Annotated in this window: 20 protein-coding genes and 1 riboswitch; of the genes, 11 read left to right on the top strand and 9 right to left on the bottom strand. The window is 70.9% G+C overall.

Annotated features, from left to right (window positions below; translation table 11 throughout):
* Nucleotides 1–112 precede the first annotated feature (112 nt).
* Nucleotides 113–595 carry a thioredoxin-dependent thiol peroxidase gene (gene bcp, locus ABZ635_RS25725; RefSeq protein WP_357769634.1) on the bottom strand — a complete coding sequence of 161 codons (483 nt, stop codon included), beginning with the start codon at nucleotides 593–595 and terminating at the stop codon, nucleotides 113–115.
* A 325-nt stretch (nucleotides 596–920) separates the two neighbouring features.
* Here bcp and ABZ635_RS25720 point away from each other — a divergent pair, with 325 nt between their 5' ends.
* On the top strand, nucleotides 921–2,021 hold the full coding sequence (locus ABZ635_RS25720) for a CDP-alcohol phosphatidyltransferase family protein (RefSeq protein WP_357769632.1): 1,101 nt from the start codon (nucleotides 921–923) through the stop codon (nucleotides 2,019–2,021).
* A gap of 13 nt (nucleotides 2,022–2,034) precedes the next feature.
* Nucleotides 2,035–2,433 (top strand): DUF3618 domain-containing protein, encoded by a 399-nt coding sequence (locus tag ABZ635_RS25715; RefSeq protein ID WP_357769630.1) that lies wholly within the window; start codon nucleotides 2,035–2,037, stop codon nucleotides 2,431–2,433.
* Between the two features lie 72 nt (nucleotides 2,434–2,505).
* Here the strand turns inward: ABZ635_RS25715 and ABZ635_RS25710 are convergent, their stop codons facing one another.
* Complete coding sequence (locus ABZ635_RS25710) at nucleotides 2,506–3,729, bottom strand: alanine racemase (protein WP_357769627.1); 1,224 nt, start codon at nucleotides 3,727–3,729, stop codon at nucleotides 2,506–2,508.
* Nucleotides 3,730–3,911: 182 nt separating this feature from the next.
* Between ABZ635_RS25710 and purU the strand changes: the two genes are divergently transcribed.
* From purU to amaP, 8 genes are all read left to right on the top strand, one after another.
* Nucleotides 3,912–4,799, top strand: coding sequence for a formyltetrahydrofolate deformylase (purU, locus tag ABZ635_RS25705; RefSeq protein WP_357769625.1), 888 nt, complete (start codon nucleotides 3,912–3,914; stop codon nucleotides 4,797–4,799).
* Between the two features lie 301 nt (nucleotides 4,800–5,100).
* Entirely contained in the window at nucleotides 5,101–5,325 is a 225-nt protein-coding gene (locus ABZ635_RS25700) for a CsbD family protein (protein ID WP_357769623.1), read from the top strand.
* A gap of 49 nt (nucleotides 5,326–5,374) precedes the next feature.
* On the top strand, nucleotides 5,375–5,842 hold the full coding sequence (locus ABZ635_RS25695; RefSeq protein ID WP_357769621.1) for an Asp23/Gls24 family envelope stress response protein: 468 nt from the start codon (nucleotides 5,375–5,377) through the stop codon (nucleotides 5,840–5,842).
* A gap of 2 nt (nucleotides 5,843–5,844) precedes the next feature.
* The gene (locus ABZ635_RS25690; RefSeq protein ID WP_357769618.1) at nucleotides 5,845–6,162 is read left to right on the top strand and encodes a hypothetical protein; all 318 of its coding nucleotides are present in this window, start codon (nucleotides 5,845–5,847) and stop codon (nucleotides 6,160–6,162) included.
* 37 nt (nucleotides 6,163–6,199) lie between these two features.
* Complete coding sequence (locus tag ABZ635_RS25685; RefSeq protein ID WP_017546417.1) at nucleotides 6,200–6,373, top strand: hypothetical protein; 174 nt, start codon at nucleotides 6,200–6,202, stop codon at nucleotides 6,371–6,373.
* A gap of 14 nt (nucleotides 6,374–6,387) precedes the next feature.
* A complete protein-coding gene (locus tag ABZ635_RS25680) occupies nucleotides 6,388–6,753 on the top strand; it encodes a hypothetical protein (protein ID WP_357769616.1) in 366 nt (121 codons plus the stop codon).
* Nucleotide 6,754: 1 nt separating this feature from the next.
* Nucleotides 6,755–7,360, top strand: coding sequence for a DUF6286 domain-containing protein (locus tag ABZ635_RS25675; protein WP_357769614.1), 606 nt, complete (start codon nucleotides 6,755–6,757; stop codon nucleotides 7,358–7,360).
* 2 nt (nucleotides 7,361–7,362) lie between these two features.
* Entirely contained in the window at nucleotides 7,363–7,953 is a 591-nt protein-coding gene (gene amaP / locus ABZ635_RS25670) for an alkaline shock response membrane anchor protein AmaP (protein ID WP_357769612.1), read from the top strand.
* 85 nt (nucleotides 7,954–8,038) lie between these two features.
* Here the strand turns inward: amaP and ABZ635_RS25665 are convergent, their stop codons facing one another.
* The 7 genes from ABZ635_RS25665 to gcvT form a co-directional block, all read right to left on the bottom strand.
* Nucleotides 8,039–9,322, bottom strand: a complete 1,284-nt coding sequence (locus tag ABZ635_RS25665) for a hypothetical protein (protein ID WP_357769610.1) — start codon at nucleotides 9,320–9,322, stop codon at nucleotides 8,039–8,041.
* Between the two features lie 91 nt (nucleotides 9,323–9,413).
* On the bottom strand, nucleotides 9,414–10,682 hold the full coding sequence (locus tag ABZ635_RS25660) for a hypothetical protein (RefSeq protein WP_357769608.1): 1,269 nt from the start codon (nucleotides 10,680–10,682) through the stop codon (nucleotides 9,414–9,416).
* Between the two features lie 340 nt (nucleotides 10,683–11,022).
* Nucleotides 11,023–11,361, bottom strand: a complete 339-nt coding sequence (locus tag ABZ635_RS25655) for a hypothetical protein (protein WP_357769607.1) — start codon at nucleotides 11,359–11,361, stop codon at nucleotides 11,023–11,025.
* A 70-nt stretch (nucleotides 11,362–11,431) separates the two neighbouring features.
* Nucleotides 11,432–12,844, bottom strand: a complete 1,413-nt coding sequence (locus ABZ635_RS25650) for an L-serine ammonia-lyase (protein ID WP_357769605.1) — start codon at nucleotides 12,842–12,844, stop codon at nucleotides 11,432–11,434.
* Between the two features lie 82 nt (nucleotides 12,845–12,926).
* On the bottom strand, nucleotides 12,927–14,195 hold the full coding sequence (gene glyA, locus ABZ635_RS25645) for a serine hydroxymethyltransferase (RefSeq protein ID WP_357769603.1): 1,269 nt from the start codon (nucleotides 14,193–14,195) through the stop codon (nucleotides 12,927–12,929).
* Between the two features lies 1 nt (nucleotide 14,196).
* Nucleotides 14,197–14,577, bottom strand: coding sequence for a glycine cleavage system protein GcvH (gene gcvH / locus ABZ635_RS25640; RefSeq protein WP_357769601.1), 381 nt, complete (start codon nucleotides 14,575–14,577; stop codon nucleotides 14,197–14,199).
* A gap of 161 nt (nucleotides 14,578–14,738) precedes the next feature.
* On the bottom strand, nucleotides 14,739–15,848 hold the full coding sequence (gene gcvT / locus ABZ635_RS25635) for a glycine cleavage system aminomethyltransferase GcvT (RefSeq protein ID WP_357769599.1): 1,110 nt from the start codon (nucleotides 15,846–15,848) through the stop codon (nucleotides 14,739–14,741).
* A gap of 140 nt (nucleotides 15,849–15,988) precedes the next feature.
* Nucleotides 15,989–16,090: riboswitch (glycine riboswitch) on the bottom strand.
* A gap of 202 nt (nucleotides 16,091–16,292) precedes the next feature.
* Here gcvT and ABZ635_RS25630 point away from each other — a divergent pair.
* Nucleotides 16,293–17,183 (top strand): penicillin-binding transpeptidase domain-containing protein, encoded by an 891-nt coding sequence (locus ABZ635_RS25630; RefSeq protein WP_357769597.1) that lies wholly within the window; start codon nucleotides 16,293–16,295, stop codon nucleotides 17,181–17,183.
* Nucleotides 17,184–17,271 lie beyond the last annotated feature (88 nt).

Here is a 17,271-nt window from a genome sequence, read left to right as displayed (position 1 = left end):
CAGCGTGTAGGGGCCCACGTACACCAGGACCACGGCGGTGACGGCGCCGACCCCGGTCATCCACACCGCGTGCGGGCGGCGCCGTGGCCACGGGACCGGGCGGCCGAGGGGGTCAGACGCCCAGTTCCCTCTTGATCCGGTCCACGTGGCCCGTGGCCTTCACGTTGTAGAACGCCTTCTGGACCCTGCCGTCGGCGCCCACGATGACGGTGGAGCGGATGACGCCCTGGACGACGCGGCCGTAGTTCTTCTTCTCCCCGAAGGCCCCGTAGGCGCGCAGGGTGTCCTTCTCGGGGTCGCCCACCAGGGTGAACGTCAGGCTCTCCTGTCGGCGGAACTCGGCGAGCTTCTCGGGCTCGTCCGGGGAGACGCCCAGCACGGTGAAGCCCGCGGCGGCGAACTCGGCGACGTTGTCGCGGAAGTCGCAGGCCTGCGTGGTGCACCCGGGCGTCATGGCGGCCGGGTAGAAGTACAGGACGACGCTCTTGCCGGTGTCGGCGAGGACCTTGCTCAGGGTGACGGGCTGGCCGTCGGCGTCGCTGAGGGTGAAGTCGGGGGCCTGGTCGCCGGGCTCGAGGCGGATGGGTTCGCTCACGTTGTGTCTTCCTGTCTACTGCTGGCGGTCCGCGTTCGGCGGTCCGCTCCGTTTCACGCCTCACAGTACGAGATGCGCCCGCACGGCGGGAGAGCCGGTCCGTCGCCCCAGGTCGTCGGCGCGCGGGGACTTCGGTTGCGATTCCGGTTCGGTTCATCCGCTTTGGGATCGACCAACGATTCGATCACCTATTGTGGGCCGTGTGCTATAGGTTGGCCGTCCTCTGGGACGTGGCGCAGCGTGCGCGGGCCGCCCGCGACCCGGTCGCGCGTCCGGCGGCCACGGACCGGGCACATCCGCTTCGCTTTGGGAGTAGTTCGTCACGATGCCTGGATACACACTCGACGAGGTCAGGGCTCGTACCCTCAAGGAGCGCGACTCCTGGTTGACGGTGTACCTGGCCGACCCGGTCGCGGTCCGGCTCGTGCGTGTGGTCGCGAACCGTACCTCGGTCACCCCCAACCAGCTCACCGTCGTCGCCCTCTTCCTCGGACTGGGCGCGGCCGTCTGCTTCGCGTTCGGCTACTGGCAGCTGCTGCTCCTGGGCGCGGCGCTGTACTACGTGTGCTTCCTCGTGGACTGCGCGGACGGCAAGCTCGCCCGCCTCACCGGTTCGGAGTCGCTGTTCGGCGCGTGGATGGACTACGTCTCGGACCGGTTCCGGGTCCTGGTGTGCGTGGTCGCGCTCATGGGCGGCCAGTACCGGGAGACCGGGCACGTGGCCTTCGTCTGGCTCGCGCTGGCCGTGGTCTTCCTCGACATGCTGCGCTACCTGAACGCGCTCCAGGTGTACAAGGTCCGCCGGGAGATGCGCTCGCACCTGGCGGCGGCGCTGGAGCGGGCCCGCGCCACCCTGTCCATGCTCGAGCCGGAGGGCGACGCCACGGGCAGCGCGACCGGCGGCGGTGGCCGCACCATGAGCGACGGCGGCGAGCAGGCGGTGCTGCGGCACGGTATCGGCGTGCTGGAGCAGATCCTGCGCAGCCAGAACGAGCGCGAGGCCCGCAACCAGCGAACGGCGGGCAAACAGCCCGACCTCACCCTGCCCAAGGTGGACCTGCACCAGGAGTTCCGTACACGTTTCCCCTGGTACCAGCGGTTCTGGTCGGCGCTCAACGCCCGCCGGGTCCGTACCCACCTGGTGGGCGGGATCGAGTTCCAGATGGCGGTCTTCGTGGTGGCGCCGGTCGCGGCCGTGCTCGTCGGCCCGCCGGTGATCGGCTGGATCACGGCGTTCGTCGGCGTTTTGCTGCTCGCCTTCGAGATCGCCATCATCTATAAACTGTGGTTGTCCACGCGGGACTTCTTCCGCGTGGTCGACGGAATCGATGGCGCCCTGAGATTCTCCGGTCCGTCCGACGGCGCGGAGGAACAGGGTCGGGACACCGGCTCGGACTCGGACTCTCAGACGACCGCGCGCCAGTGAAGAGAGGCACCCTATGACGGGACACGAGACCGAACCGCGCCAGACCCCCGCCCAGATCCAGGCCGAGATCACCCGTGAGCAGCGTCGGCTCGCCGAGACTCTGGAGGAGCTCGGGGTCCAGGCCCACCCGGCCAACATCGCGCGGCGCCAGATCGACAGGGCCAAGGACCGGGGTACCCGAATCCTCGACGAGGCGCGTGCCCTCGTGTTCGGCGGCGGCGCCGTGCGCGTGGAAAGCCACCTCGTGCGGCCCGAGGAGGGCAGCATCGTGCTCAAGGGCGACGACAAGGTGGTGACCACCTACCAGTCGCGGGGCCAGCTGCCGCCCGAGGCGTTCATCCTCATGGCCGGCGTGGGTGCGGTCGTCGCCGTGGGCGTCGTCGCCTGGGCGGTCCGGCGCAGGCGCCGATAGGCCGTCGTCCACCCGAGCGGAACCGGGGCCCGTGCGAGAGCTCGCACGGGCCCCGCCGTCGTCTTCCGGGGTTCAGAGGAAGGCGCGGCCCTCGCCCCGGTAGGTGGGGACGGCCCCCTCGTAGGTGCCGGTGTCGGAGTCGATGAGGTGGAGGGTGTCGAAGCGTTCGCACAGCTCCCCGGCCTTGGCGTGGCGCATCCACACGCGGTCGCCCACACGGAGCCCGCGCGCCGCGTCGCCGATCAGCGGTGTCTGGACCTCGCCCGCTCCTTCGGCGGAGCTGTAGGAGAGGCCCTCGGGCAGGTACGGCACGGGCGGCCGGTGGGCGTCCGCGGGCCCGGACGCCGGGTAGCCGCCGCCCAGGACGGTGGCCACGTTCGGGGCCGGGCGGCGTACGACCGGCAGGGCGAACAGGGCGGCGGGGCGGCCTCGGAAGGACCGGTACTGGTCGAACAGGTGCGGTTGGTAGAGCCCGGACCCGGCGGCCAGTTCGGTGACCGCGCGTTCGCGACCGGTGGTGTGCAGGCTTCCGGTGCCGCCCCCGTTGACGAAGCGGACGTCGGCGACCTCGCGGACGGCGCGGGTGATGGCCGCTCTACGTCTGGCCAGCTCGATCGCGGAGCGGCGCTGCACGGTGCGCAGGACGCGCCCGTACAGGGGGCGTCCGGGGGGCGCGTCGCCCACTCCGGCGATCTGCCCCTCATAGGCCATGAGGCCGTCCAGTTCCAGCTCGGGGTAGCGGACGACGGCACGGGCCAGCGCCGCCGCCTGCGCCGGGGTGCGGACGGGGGAGCGGTAGGCGCCCACGCGCAGGGCGGAGCCGAGCGGCTGCCAACTGGTGTCGATGTCGAGGCAGACCCGGATCGGGGGAGCGTCGCGGGCGCGGTCGGCACGGGCGACGGCGGCGCGGATGAGGTCGAGGTGGGCGGGTTCGTCGACCATGAGGGTGATGACGCGCGACGCCGCGGGTGAGGCGGCCAGCTCGGCGAGGGCGTCGGTGTCGGCCGTGGGGTAGGCGACCAGGATGTCGTCGCTGAGGGGGCGGGTGTCGGCGGTGGCCAGCCACAGCGCCTCGGGGAGGGTGAAGGCCATGACGCCCGCGTACCCGGGCAGGTCCAGGGCGGTGCGCAGCAGGGCCCGGGAGCGCACGGACTTGCTGGCCACCCGGACGGGGCGGCCGTGGGCCCGGCGGGTCAGGTCGGCGGCGTTGGCGCGGAAGGCGGCCAGGTCGACCATGGCGAAGGGGGCCTGGATGTCGCGTGTCGCGGCCTCGTACTTCTCACGCAGTCTCGTCATGTTCCTGAGGATGCCAGAACATGAATGTGTTTCATATTGCCTGGAGGTCCGGATTCGGTGCCGCCGGGGTCCGGTCCGGGTGACGCGGGATACCCGGAGAGCGGCGCCGGGGGATGCGCGTGCTGGATATCCTGGGGCGTCACGGCTGATCAGCCGGTCGACCCCGGGAGTTGTTTCCTTTCATGAACGAGCGCGAGTACGTCCTGACCCTCTCCTGCCCCGACAGCCGGGGCATCGTCGCGGCGGTGGCCAACCTGCTGGCCGACCACGGCTGCAACATCACCGAGAGTCAGCAGTACGGCGACCACTTCACCGGCCGTTTCTTCCTCCGGACGCAGTTCGTCGCCGAGGCGGGACCGGCGGGGGCCACCGCGGAGGACACCCTGCGCGGGGCCTTCTCGGCTCTCGCCCACGGGTTCGGCGGCGGTCCCGGCGGCGCGTTCGTGGAGTGGGACCTCCAGGCGCGGGACGTGCGCCCGCGGATGCTCGTGATGGTGTCCCGCTTCGGGCACTGCCTGAACGACCTCCTCTACCGACAGCGCAGCGGCCTGCTGGACATCGACATCGCCGCGGTGGTCTCCAACCACCCGGACCTGGGCTTCCTGGCCGACTCCTACGGTGTGGACTTCCACCACCTGCCGGTCACTCCCGAGACCAAGGGGGAACAGGAGGCGCGCGTCCTGGAGCTGGTCGACCGTTACGACGTGGACCTGGTGGTGCTGGCCCGCTACATGCAGGTGCTCTCGGAGCGGCTGTGCACCAAGATGTCCGGCCGCATCATCAACATCCACCACTCGTTCCTGCCGAGCTTCAAGGGCGCCCGCCCCTATCACCAGGCGCACGCGCGCGGGGTGAAGCTGATCGGCGCCACCGCCCACTACGTCACGGCCGACCTCGACGAGGGGCCGATCATCGAGCAGGAGGTGTCCCGGGTCGACCACACCCACAGCCCGGAACAGCTCACCGCGATCGGCCGGGACCTGGAGTCGGTGGCGCTGGCGCGCGCCGTGAACTGGCACGCCCAGCGTCGGGTTCTGCTCAACGGGGACAAGACGGTCGTCTTCGGGTAGGCGCGGCCCGGCCCGACAGCGCGTGTCGGAACGGGACGACGCGATTTCGGACGTCAGGGGCACCCACGGTGCCCCTGACGTTTTTCTGGCTACCACGGGGTTCCGGAGGTGGCTTTGGGGCAGGGATGGTGTGACCATGACCCGTTCCACCTGCAATTCATGGCTCTAAGTGTCTTGTTGGCTACATAGAGTGCGTATAGGGTGTGATGAGGTCGAAACCGTTCCGGTCGCTCCGGCTTGGAGCGCCGCGGGTTTCGGACCGTCAACCCTGAGCCGTATCGGCTCTGATCGGGGGGAATCCATGGGCAAGCACTTCGACGACGCCGCCGGCAAGGGCAAGGAAGCCTTCGGCAAGGTGACAGGCGACAAGGGCACCGAGGCCGAGGGCAAGGCCGACCAGGCCAAGGCCGGGGCCAAGGACGCCGCGGACAAGGCCAAGGGCAAGGCCGAGGAGCTCAAGGACAAGGCCGAGGGCGCGTTCGAGTCCGCCGAAGAGAAGATCAAGGGCGTCTTCAAGAAGAAGTAGGGGCGTCCAGGACGCTTCGTCGCACTGCGGAGGGGGACCAGTGTCGGACATGAAGACCGATTCGGCGGTACCGAGCGCCCGCGAGGCCAAGGGCGGGCGCGAGAGCGCCAGCAGGAACGAACAGGGCCACACCCAGATCGCCGACGGCGTCGTGGCCAAGATCGCCGGAATGGCGGCACGCGAGATCGGCGGCGTCCACGCCATGGGCGGCGGGGCCGCCCGCATGGTCGGTGCGGTACGCGACGCCGTGAGCGGGGGAAGCTCCTCGGGTTCGGTGGCGCAGGGCGTGTCCGTCGAGGTCGGGGAGCGCCAGGCCGCCGTCGACATCGACCTGGTGGTGGAGTACGGGGCCGCCATCCAGGACCTCGCCACAGCGGTGCGGCGAAACGTCACCCAGGCGGTCGAGCGGATGACGGGCCTGGAGGTCACCGAGATCAACATCCGGGTGGACGACATCCACCTGCCCGAGGACGACGAGTCCGCCGACAGGGGCGACTCCGAACCCAGGGTCCAGTAGCCGTGTCCGGCGGCGACGACCCCGGCGTGACCGCACGGGCCCTCGCGGAGGGCGCGCTGCGCTTCTCCGACGTCGTGGAACTGTCCTCCGGCTCCTTCGGCACCCTGAGTACCGCCGTTCCGGGTGGCCGGGTCCGGGGGGTGGCGGTGCGGGGCGACCACGTCGAGGTCGGCGTGGTGCTGCGCTACGGGCGTCCGCTGCCGGAGGTCGCGGCCGAGATCCGCCGGGGCCTGGCCCCGCTGGCCGGCGGCCGCGCCGTCCACGTGTCCGTGGAGGACGTGGTCGCCGGTCTCGGCGACGACACACGCACCGCCGGCTAGACGCACATACAGCGCGTTCTGAATTGAGGGGGTAGCCATGTGGCCCATCGTTGGACTGTCCTACGGGACGGTACTCGGGCTCGCGGCGGCGTTCGGCGGGTTCCCCGCCTTCGCGCTGGTCCTGGTCCTCGGCCTCGTCGGGTTCGTCGCGGGGCGGGCGATGGAGGGTGAGATCGACCTCGCTGAGATGTTCACACGGCGGTCGGCGTAGACAGGGGTGAGGTCGTGGTCGGGGTTCGCAGCGACACGGTCCCCCGTCAGCGGGGACCCGTCCCCGTGGGGGAGGCCGCCGGGCACGTCCGTGGACGGGACCCCGGTGGTCGCACGGAGATTCCCGGCGCGGTCATCGAACGGGTGGCGGCCAGGGCCGTCGCCGAGGTCACCGGGGCGCGGGCGGCGCGGTCCAGGGCGGCCCGCGCCCGCGTGAGCGGGGAGGTCGTCCTCCTTCGCCTGCGGGTGGGGGTGCGCTACCCCAGGCCCGCGCGCCAGGTCGCCCGGGAGGTGCGCGCCCACGTCAAGGAACGGGTGGAGCACATCACCGGTAAGCGGGTCCACCACATCGACATCGAGATCGCGGAGCTGGTGCGCTGACATGACCACCGTGGAAGAGGCGCTCGGCCGTCCGAGCCAGGGGATCGACCGCCACGCCAAACGGGTCGCCGTCCACACGTTCCGACCGCGCAGGTCCTGGCCCGCCGTCCTCACCGGTCTGGTGATCCTGGTGGTGGCCGTGGTCGCCGCCGCCGAGGTCATCGCGGCGCTCGCGGGCAATCCGCTGCGGCTGATCCCGGTCGGCCAGGCCACCGACTACGCCGCCGCGACGACGTGGTCGGAACCCTCCGTGCAGATCGCCTCGGCGGTCCTGGCACTGATCGGGCTCGCCCTGATCGTGGTGGCGCTGGCTCCGGGGAGGAGCCGCTGGACCGCGCTGCGCACCGACGACCCGGCGCTGGTGGTCGGCCTGACCCGCCCGGCGTTGCGCCGGGCCGTGGCGGCGGCCGCCCAGGACGTGAGCGGGGTCGACCACGTGCACGTGGTCGTCCGAGGCAACCGGCTCCGGGTGCACGTGCGCACCGGTATGCGCGAGTCCGACGGCATGCCCGCCGAGGTCACCTCGGCGGTGGAGCACCGACTGGAGGAGCTGGCTCCGCTGCGCAGCATGCGGATCGCCACACACGTTCGCTACGCGGAGAGCTGACCATGGTGCGCGACAGGTCGCGAAGGTCCGCCCGGGGCAACCGCCTGGGCCTGGTGATCGTGGGGGTCGTCCTGCTGGCGGCGGGGCTGGCCGCCCTCGCCGCGGGGCAGGGGCTCCTCGGCGGCGAACTGGCCGCCACCCCGTTGCTCGGGGACCGAGTGAACGAGGTGCTCGCGCAGAGGTGGGTGCCCTACGCGGCCGTCGCCGTCGCCTTCGTCGCGGGGTTCCTGGCCCTGAGATGGCTGTTGGTGCAGGGCATGAACGACACCGTGGGCCGCCTCCACCTGGACCACGACGACTCGGGCCACGTGGAGATGACCGAGGGCGCGGCTCGGGGCGCCCTGGAGCAGGAGGTCTCCGACTACCCCGGAGTGCGCCGCGCCCGTGCCCGCCTCACGGAGTCGGGCGACCGGCCACACCTGCGACTGGCGCTGACCCTGGAGGACGACGCCGACGTGGCCGGGGTGTGGCGACGGGTGCGGTCGGAGGCGATCGCGAACCTGCGCGGAGCCCTGGAACTCGACCAGGTGCCCGCCGTCATCCGGATGTCGATGACGGCCCCCGCGAAGAACCCCCGGCGCAGCCTGGCCTGAGGCACCACGAGGACAGTGAGGGGGCGGCGCTTCGGCGCCGCCCCCTCACGGGTACGACCGGGGTCCCGGCCCTACGGGTGCCCGACTACTGCCAGGTTCTGATCACGACGTCGGGGTCGGCGAGCACGAACGCCTCCTCGGGCTCCGCCGAACCGTCGGCGGGTACCCGGTACCAGCTGCCCGCGCCCGTCTGCGGCGCGGAGTAGAAGAGGATCTCGGAACGGTCGGGGGAGAGGAAGGCGCTCTCGTTGCGGCGGGGACCTTCGGGCACGAGGGCCTCCTCGACCGGCACGTAGTTCGGGTTGATCAGGTCCCGCCCCTCCTCGGAGTAGTCGTGTTCCGCCAACAGTTCCTCGGTGAACTCCCACACCGCGAGTTCGTTGCTCCTCAGGAGCAGGGTGTCGTCGTCGATGAACCGCGGTTCGCCGACCACTTCCAGGTCCAGTTTGTACTCGGCGTCGAAGTCTCCGACGACGATGTCGGGGTTCTCGGCCAGGGCGTCCTCCATGCTGTAGAAGGACAGCCTGGTCGAGCCGCTGGTGTAGTTCGCGTGGAGCAGCCTCTCGCCGTTCGGTGACTCCACGACCACCGCGCTCTCCGCGCCGGACTCGGCCTCGGGCGAGAAGGAACGGGCCAGCCCGCCCATGACCACGGTGCCGCTTTCGGGGAGGACGGCGATCTGCCCGCAGTCGTTGACCCCCTCACAACTGCCGAGGTCGCTCACCTGCCCGCCGCGCAGGTCCATGGCCTGGACCGTGCCCTCGTCGGAGGCCGTGTCGTACTCCACGAAGACGATGCGCTCGTTCACCGGGTCGTAGAGGGGGTCGCGGTAGGTGACCGGGGTCCCGAAGTCGGAGACCTCCTGCTCGGGTGAGAGCGTGGTGACGGCCCCCTCCTCGGAGATCACACCGAAGACGTCCACGGTGTTGCCGTTGACGACCTCCTGGTAGGAGCGCAGAAGCAGGTGCTCGTGCGGGGACACCGAGATGAGCTGTCCGCCGCAGCCGGTGATGTTCTGGTCCGATTCGAGGTGCTCGATCTCGGGGGCGCGCCCGTGCCCGAGTGCCTCGGAGGTGGCCGCGGAGGACCGTTCGCTGGAGAACCTCAGGCTCGTGATCTCGGTGCCGTCGTCGGCGGAGTAGAGCGTGAAGACTCTTTCGTTGCCGTCGCACTCGCTGGTGAACAGGCCCGATTCGGTGATGGAGGGCCGGTCCGGAGTTTCTTCGGCCCCTTCCTCACCGGAGACGTCGCCCTCGTTCTCGGCGGGGGAGGAGCCATCGGCGTCGGAGCCACAGGCGGAGAGCAGGAACGCCAGCGCGGTGGCGGGGGCCAACCATCGGACGGCGGGGGAAAGGGTGAGCGGAGACACGGGAAATGCGTACCAATCATGAATGGTGTGAATTCGGGCGAACTGCGTCCGTCGTGGGAGAGGCCGCGTCGTTCAGGCGTGGGATGGCGGGCTACCTCCAGCTGATGATCGTCGAGATGTCTCCCGGAAGGTCCGCACGTTCCTCCGGTGTCCCGGAGCCGTCCACGGGCACCGTGTACCAGCCCGCGGAACCGGCGGGCGGTGTCGCGTGGAAGAGGAGCTCCGCACCCTCGGGAGAAAGCACGAGTGAGGAGTTCTCCCAGCCGTCCTCGGAGATCAGCGTCCGGTCGGCGGGCAGGGACTCCCACAGGTTCCGGGGGGTGCTCGCGTTCTCCTCCTCGTAGTCGGAGAGCGCGGCCTCGGTGATGGCCAGGACGCTCAGCGCGCCGTCGTCGAACAGAAGCGTGGTGGCGTCGACCGCGTGGACGGTGCCGGTGGCGTCCACCTCCACCTCGGTCGTGCGGTCCCGATTGACGAAGTTGAGGGTCAGGTCCACCAGCGCGCTGTCGGCCTGGTCCCCGATGTCGAAGAAGGAGAGGCCGAGGGGGTCGCCCCGGACCACGGTCGAGCCGTCGAAGACCACGGCCGTGGGTGCGCTCTGCCCGTCGTCGATGGCGGCCCGGTCGAGTCCCGGCAGGACCGTCAGGTTCTCGCAGGGCCTGTGCCTTCCGCAGGTGCCGAGGTCGGTGACCTCCCCGCTCGCCAGGTCCAGGGCCTGGACGGAGCCCTCGCCCTCGTCGGTCTCCTCCACGAAGACGATCCGGTCCCGCTCGGGGTCGGCCACGGGGTGCTGGTAGGCGGGCGGGCCTTCGGACCCGGCCTCCTCCGGGTCCGGGCTGAGCGCGGTGAACGTGCCGTCCTCGGCCATGACCCCGAACCCCGCGAGGGCGACGCCGTCGACCTCCTCCTCGAAGGTGCCCAGGACGAGCCGTCGCTCCGGGAACAGGGAGGGCGGTCCCTCGTCACACGAGGTCTCCAGGGTGACGCCGCGCGGATCGGCCGCACGGCCGTGGGAGAGGTCGTCGGACTCGGCGTGGACGACCCCGTCGGTGTCGAACCGGGCGTGCGCGAGCTCCTGGGCGTCCTCGGTGGAGTAGAGGGTGAACTCCAGCCACCCGGACTCGGGCTGGCACGCGGCGGTGAGGATGCCCGGCGCGTCCAGGGGGCCCGAACCCCGGGCGCCCTCCTTCGCGGGCGCACCCTCCTCGGAGTCCGGTGCCTCCTCGGCCGTTGCGCCCTCCTCGGTCTCCGTCGGGTCCGGTTCGTCCGATCCGAGAAGGCCGCAGGCGGAGAGCGACAGGGTCAGCGCCGCCATGACGGCGAGCGCGCGAACGGCGGGTGTGGCGATGGTGGGGGTCACGGGCGAAACCTATCCCACCGGGGAATGCGGTGAATTCGCCGGGTTCCGGGAGTGGTGGTGAGAATGCTGCCGCATTTCTCCGATAGGGCGGTTGGAAAGCGGTGTTTCCGGGAAAACACGCCCCTCGTTACCGGTGACCGGCCTGGGACGTGCGTGGCCGGAACCGGCCAGAAGGGGCGGGTCTGGCGGCGAGCTGAGCTCAAGCCACCAGACCCGGGGTGACGGTCAGCGCGGGCGAGCGGGTGGGAGCTCGAGCCCGGTCGCCGACCGTGCACCTCGTACAACTTGGTGGCGAATCGGTACATTCCTGGCATGGTTCGGTGTGTGTGGGCTCACTCGATCAGGCCGGACCGGCACTCGCCGACGCCGACGGCGGGTCCGCCGCGTCCCGAGACACCATGGCGAAGTGCGTGCCCGTCATCAGTTCCAGGCCGGAGAAGAGCTCCCTGCACAGCTTCCGGTAGGTGTCGGCCAGTTCGACCAGACCACCGGTCGCCCCGTCCAGGTCGCCGGGGGTGTCGCACGAGTCGACGCTCTCGCGCCTGCTCCGCCCTTCGCGGAGCACCCACCCCCGGAGTTCCCGGTGGACCAGCGGCGGCAGGTAATAGGCGTTGTCGGTGTTCTCGATGGAGAACCGGACTCCGTCATGCAGACGTGCGTAGCGTTCGCTCGGATTCACGTGGTGCCTTCCTCGCCGGGGCGTCGTCCCCTCTGACGCGTCACACACGGCTCGGGTTCGGGGACACCGGTCAGCACTCGATGACGTTGACGGCGAGTCCGCCGCGACTGGTCTCCTTGTACTTGTCGTGCATGTCGCGGCCCGTGTCGCGCATGGTCCTGATGACCTTGTCCAGGCTCACGAAGTGGCTGCCGTCGCCCCGCAGCGCCATCCGGGTGGCACTGATCGCCTTCACCGAGGCGAGCGCGTTGCGTTCGATACAGGGGATCTGGACCAGACCGCCGATGGGATCGCAGGTCAGGCCCAGGTTGTGCTCCATGGCGATCTCGGCCGCGTTCTCCACCTGGGCCGGGGAGCCGCCGAGGACCTCGGCCAGACCGGCGGCCGCCATCGAGGAGGCCGAACCCACCTCGCCCTGGCAACCCACCTCCGCGCCGGAGATCGACGCGTTCTGCTTGAACAGTATGCCGATGGCCGCCGCTGTCAGCAGGAAGCGCACCACGCCGTCGTCGCCCGCGCCGGGGCTGAAGTGCAGGTAGTAGTGCAGGACGGCCGGGACGATCCCGGCGGCGCCGTTGGTCGGCGCGGTCACCACGCGACCGCCCGCGGCGTTCTCCTCGTTGACGGCCAGCGCGTACAGCGTGATCCAGTCGCTGCCGCGCATCGGGTCCGGGTCCACGTGGGTGGGGGCGAGTAGGCCGTGTTCGTCGCAGTTGCCGCCCAGCTGCCGGTAGAGCCGGTGGGCACGACGGGGCACCTTCAGACCGCCGGGGAGGCTTCCCTCGGTCGACACGCCACGCCGCACGCACTGGCGCATCGCGGCCCAGATCTCCAGCAGCTCGGCCCGGATCTCGGCCTGGGTACGACCGAAGGCCCGCTCGTTGGCGAGCATCAGCGCGCTGATCGACATGCCGGTTCGGTCACACAGCTCCAGCAGTTCCTCGGCGGAGGAGAAGGGGTGGGGAAGGACGGTGTCGTCGGCCTTGATGCGGTCGGCGCCCGCCGCCCGCTCGTCCACGACGAAGCCGCCGCCCACCGAGTAGTACACCTTCGCGGCCACCTCGGCGCCCGCGTCGTCCATCGCGACGAAGCGCATGCCGTTCGGGTGGTCGGGAAGGCTCTCCCTGCGGCGGAAGTCGACGTCCACCGCCGGGTCGAAGTCCACCGGGGGACCGTCGGGTCCGCCCAGGAACAGCCTCCGGTCGGACCTGACGCCGTCCACCAGGCGGGGGACGGCGTCCACGTCCACCGCCTCGGGCGTGTGCCCCATCAGCCCCAGGATGACGGCGGTGTCGCTGCCGTGCCCCTTGCCGGTGAGCGCCAAAGAGCCGTACAGCTCCGCCCGCACGCGGGTCACGCGCGCCAGGAGTTCCTCGGAACGCAGTCCGGACACGAACGTCCGGGCCGCCTTCATCGGGCCGACGGTGTGGGAACTCGACGGTCCGATACCGATCTTGAACAGGTCGAAGACGCTGATGGCCATGGCTGTCCTCCTCGTTGAGCACAGGGGTGGGGCCGTGGTGACCGGCGCCGTGTGGGCCCGGGCGGCCCACACGGCGGGGCTGCTACAGGTTCGGGTAGAGCGGGCGCTTGGCGGCCAGCGCGCTGACCCGGTCGCGCAGGGCGGCCGCGTCGAACTCCGGCTTGAGCGCCTCGGCGATGACGTCGGCGACCTCGGCGAAGTCACCCTCGTCGAACCCGCGCGTGGCCAGGGCCGGGGTACCGATCCGCAGACCCGAGGTCACCATGGGAGGCCGGGGGTCGTTCGGGACGGCGTTGCGGTTGACGGTGATGCCGACCTCGTGCAGCCGGTCCTCGGCCTCCTGACCGTTGAGCTGGGAGTCGACCAGGTCGACCAGCACCAGGTGGACGTCGGTGCCGCCCGTCAGGACCTTGACCCCTACCTCAGCCGCGTCCGTCTGGGTGAGCCGCTCCGCGAGGATGCGGGCACCCGCCACCGTGCGGCGCTGGCGCTCGGCGAACTCCTCGCTCGCGGCGACCTTGAACGAGACCGCCTTGGCCGCGATCACGTGCTCCAGCGGGCCTCCCTGCATACCGGGGAAGACCGCCGAGTTGATCTTCTTGCCCAGCTCGGCCTTGGACAGGATCATGCCGCCGCGCGGGCCGCCGAGGGTCTTGTGGGTCGTGGTGGTGACCACGTCGGCGAACGGCACCGGGTTGGGGTGCAGCCCGGCCGCGACCAGACCGGCGAAGTGCGCCATGTCGACCATGAGCAGCGCGCCGACCTCGTCGGCGATCTGGCGGAACCGCGCGAAGTCGAGCTGGCGCGGGTAGGCCGACCAGCCCGCGACGATCATCTTCGGCTGGTGCTCCTTGGCCAGGGCGGCGACCTCGTCGTAGTCGACGGTGCCGTCCTCGTCGCGCACGTGGTAGGCGACGGCGTTGAGGATCTTGCCGGAGTAGTTGATCCGCATGCCGTGGGTCAGGTGCCCGCCGTGGGCCAGGTCCAGGCCCAGGATGGTGTCGCCCGGCTTGAGCAGCGCGAAGTACACGGCCGTGTTGGCCTGGGCGCCCGAGTGCGGCTGCACGTTGGCGTGCTCGGCGCCGAACAGCTCCTTGGCGCGGTCGATCGCCAACTGCTCGACGACGTCGACGTGCTCGCAGCCGCCGTAGTAGCGGCGGCCGGGGTAGCCCTCGGCGTACTTGTTGGTCAGGACGGTGCCCTGGGCCTCCAGGACCGCCTGGGGGGCGAAGTTCTCGGAGGCGATCATCTCCAGGGTGTCGCGTTGGCGCGCCAGTTCGGCGTCGACGGCGGCCGCCACCTCGGGGTCCAGCTCGCCGAGGGTCTGGTTGAGCAGGTTGTCGCTGGTCATGCTAGTTCTCGCCTTCGGTCAGCTTGGTGTACTCCTCGGCGGAGAGCAGGTCCGCGGGCTCCTCGGAGACACGCACCCGGAACAGCCAGCCGCCCTCGAAGGGCTCGGAGTTGATGGTCTCGGGGGCGTCCTCGAGCGCCTCGTTGACCTCCACGACCTCTCCGGTGACGGGGGAGTAGATGTCGCTCACGGACTTGGTGGACTCCACCTCGCCCGCGGTCTCCCCCGCGGTGACCTCGTCGCCGACCGAGGGGGTCTCGACGAAGACGATGTCGCCCAGCGACTCGGCGGCGAACGCCGTGATGCCGACGGTGGCGATCCCGTCCCTGACCGCGATCCACTCGTGTTTGGCGGTGTAACCCAGCTCCGTGGGAACGCTCACTTCAACTCTCCTTGGAGGTGTTCCATTTGTCTGCCGTGCGCCCGTACGGCGACCCGGCCCGGCCTACGCCTGGCCACGCCCCGTCCGTGCCGGTCCCTCGTGGGGCGTCGGCCGCGCGGTGCGTGCAGGTCCTCGGGGCCGCGCTCCGGCGGCCCCGCTTCCTACGACTGCCGTTGGTAGAACGGCAGTTCGACCACGTCGACGGCCTCGCCCCGTCCGCGCACGTCCACGGTGAACGCGCCGGTCGCGGTGTCGAGGTCGCCGTCCACGTAGGCCATGGCGATGGGGCGGCCCAGGGTGGGGGAGGGGGCGCCACTGGTGGTGACTCCGATGACGGTGCCGTCGCGCAGCACGTCCATGCCCTTGCGGAGCGGGCGGCGGCCACGGGAGGCGAGCCCGATCAGTCGGCGGCCGCGCGAGGTGCGCGAGGCCTCCTCCAGCGCCGCGCGGCCCACGAAGTCGCCCGGCTTGTCGAGCTTGACCACGCGGCCCAGGCCGGCGTCGAAGGGGGTGAGCTCGGCGGAGAGCTCCTGGCCGTAGAGCGGCATCCCGGCCTCCATACGGAGGGTGTCGCGGGAGGAGAGCCCGGCCGGGACCAGCCCGAGCGGGGCGCCCTCGGCCATGAGCGCGGCCCAGACCTCGGGGGCCCGTTCGGCGGGGCGGACGAAGATCTCGAAGCCGTCCTCGCCGGTGTAGCCGGTGCGGGCGAGCAGGACGGGAACCCCGGCCACGGTGTGCTCGTACCCGGCGTAGTAGCGGATGTCGTCGAGCTTGGCGTCGGTGAGGGGAGCGAGGACCTCGACGGCGCGCGGACCCTGGACCGCGATCAGCGAGTAGTCGGCGGACTCGTCGGTGACCTCGACGTCGAAGCCGGAGGCGCGCTCGACCAGGGCCTGGGCTACCACGGACACGTTGGCCGCGTTGGCCACGACCAGGTACTCCTGCTCGCCGAGCCGGTAGACGATGAGGTCGTCCAGCACGCCGCCGTTCTCGGCGGTGATCATAGTGTAGCGGGCGCGACCCACCTTGACCTTGGACAGGAAGCCGACCAGGGCGTGGTCGAGCGCCTCGGCGGCCTGCGGTCCGCTCAGCCGGATCTCGCCCATGTGGGAGAGGTCGAAGAGTCCGGCGGCCTCACGGACGGCCGTGTGCTCGGCGGTCTCGCTGTCGTAGCGGAGCGGCATCAGCCATCCGGCGAAGTCGACGAGGGTCGCCCCGGCCTCTTCGTGGATCTTGTGCAGCGCGGTGAGGCGCGGCGCGGTCTCTGACATGGGCACTCCCGAGAGGATGGGTGTCGTGCGTAAGGCGTTGCCATCCTCCCCCTCTGTCATGGGTGCCTGAGAGCTTCACCGCGCGCTCGGCGTGGTTTGCACCTTCGGCGAGGGAACGCGTCCCTGCTTTCCAGAGTGGTCTCGCCCGTACGGTCCGCTGTGCCTGAGAGGTTGTCTTCGGGGAGGGATTGCTCCTTCGGCGGCCCACGCTGGATACGCGGACACTCTCCCGTACGGGGTCTGCGACAGCCTCAGCCTAGCAGCGGCGACATCGGAGGCCCACGACAACCCGGGCGGTTGTGGACGACCGCCGGGGCCCGCCCGGGCGCGCGGAGCCCGAGCCGCCGACACGCCCGCGCGACCTCGCGAACCCGGGTGTGTGACCTCCGGGCATCATCTAGCTTTGAGGGTGGACCCCGTTCGGACAGCCCGTGGAGGAGACGAGTGCGTACCGACACCGAACACGCTCCCGGCAGGGCCGGGCGCGCCTCCGGCCGCTTCGTCCTCGGAGCCGCCGGTTGCGTGATCACCCTGCTCGGCGGGGCGGCCTGCGGTGGCGCGGACGATCCGGAGCCCGCGCAGGGCACGGTCGGCAACCCGATCGAGCTGGGCGACGTGCAGACCGTGGAGCGCGAGGACCTGGAGGCCGTCTTCGCCGAGGCCGGGGTGGAGGGGACGTTCGTGCTCTTCGACGCCGGTGCCCGGTCCGCCGTGGTGGTGAACCCGGACGCCGCGGGCGAGCGCGCCGTCCCCGCGTCGACCTTCAAGCTCCCGAACACGCTGATCGCCCTCCAGACCGGCGAGGTGTCCGACGTGGACGAGGTGATCGCCCCCGAGTCCGGCGACGAGCTGAGTCTGCGCGAGGCCCTGCCCACCTCCGACGTCCCGGTACACCAGGAGGTCGCGGACCGGATCGGTTACGAGCGGATGTCCACCTGGGTGGACCGCTTCGACTACGGCAATCGCAACATCGGCGATGAGGGAGCGATGGGCCGGTTCTGGTTGGAGGGCCCCCTGGAGATCTCCGCGCTGGAGCAGGCGACCTTCGTCGCCGAGCTGGCCCGCGAGGAGCTGCCCGTCGACGTGGAGCACCAGCGCGCCCTGCGGGATCTGCTGCTGGTCGAGGAGGGGCCGCGCCACCAGTTGTTCGGCCGCACCGGCCTGGGTGTGGACGTGGACCCCGTGCCCGGTTGGTGGGTGGGCTGGGTCGAGCGCGACGCGGAACTGCACACGTTCGCGCTGCGTCTGGAGGTCGAGGACGAAGAGGACGCGGAGCTGCGCGAGTCGCTGGGCCGCGAACTCCTGGTGGCGCTGGACGTCCTTCCCGCCGCCTAGATGAGTGATTCCAAGGGGTCAGTGATCGTAAGCGGTCAATGAGCGTAGGACCGGCTGGCCGGTGCGGTCGTTGTGCCAGACCACGGCG

The organism is Nocardiopsis sp. NPDC007018, assembly GCF_040635075.1.
In the GTDB taxonomy this organism is placed as follows: Bacteria; Actinomycetota; Actinomycetes; order Streptosporangiales; family Streptosporangiaceae; genus Nocardiopsis.
The sequence above is the reverse complement of the archived record's forward strand: the minus strand, read 5'-3'. Positions and strand labels throughout refer to the sequence as shown.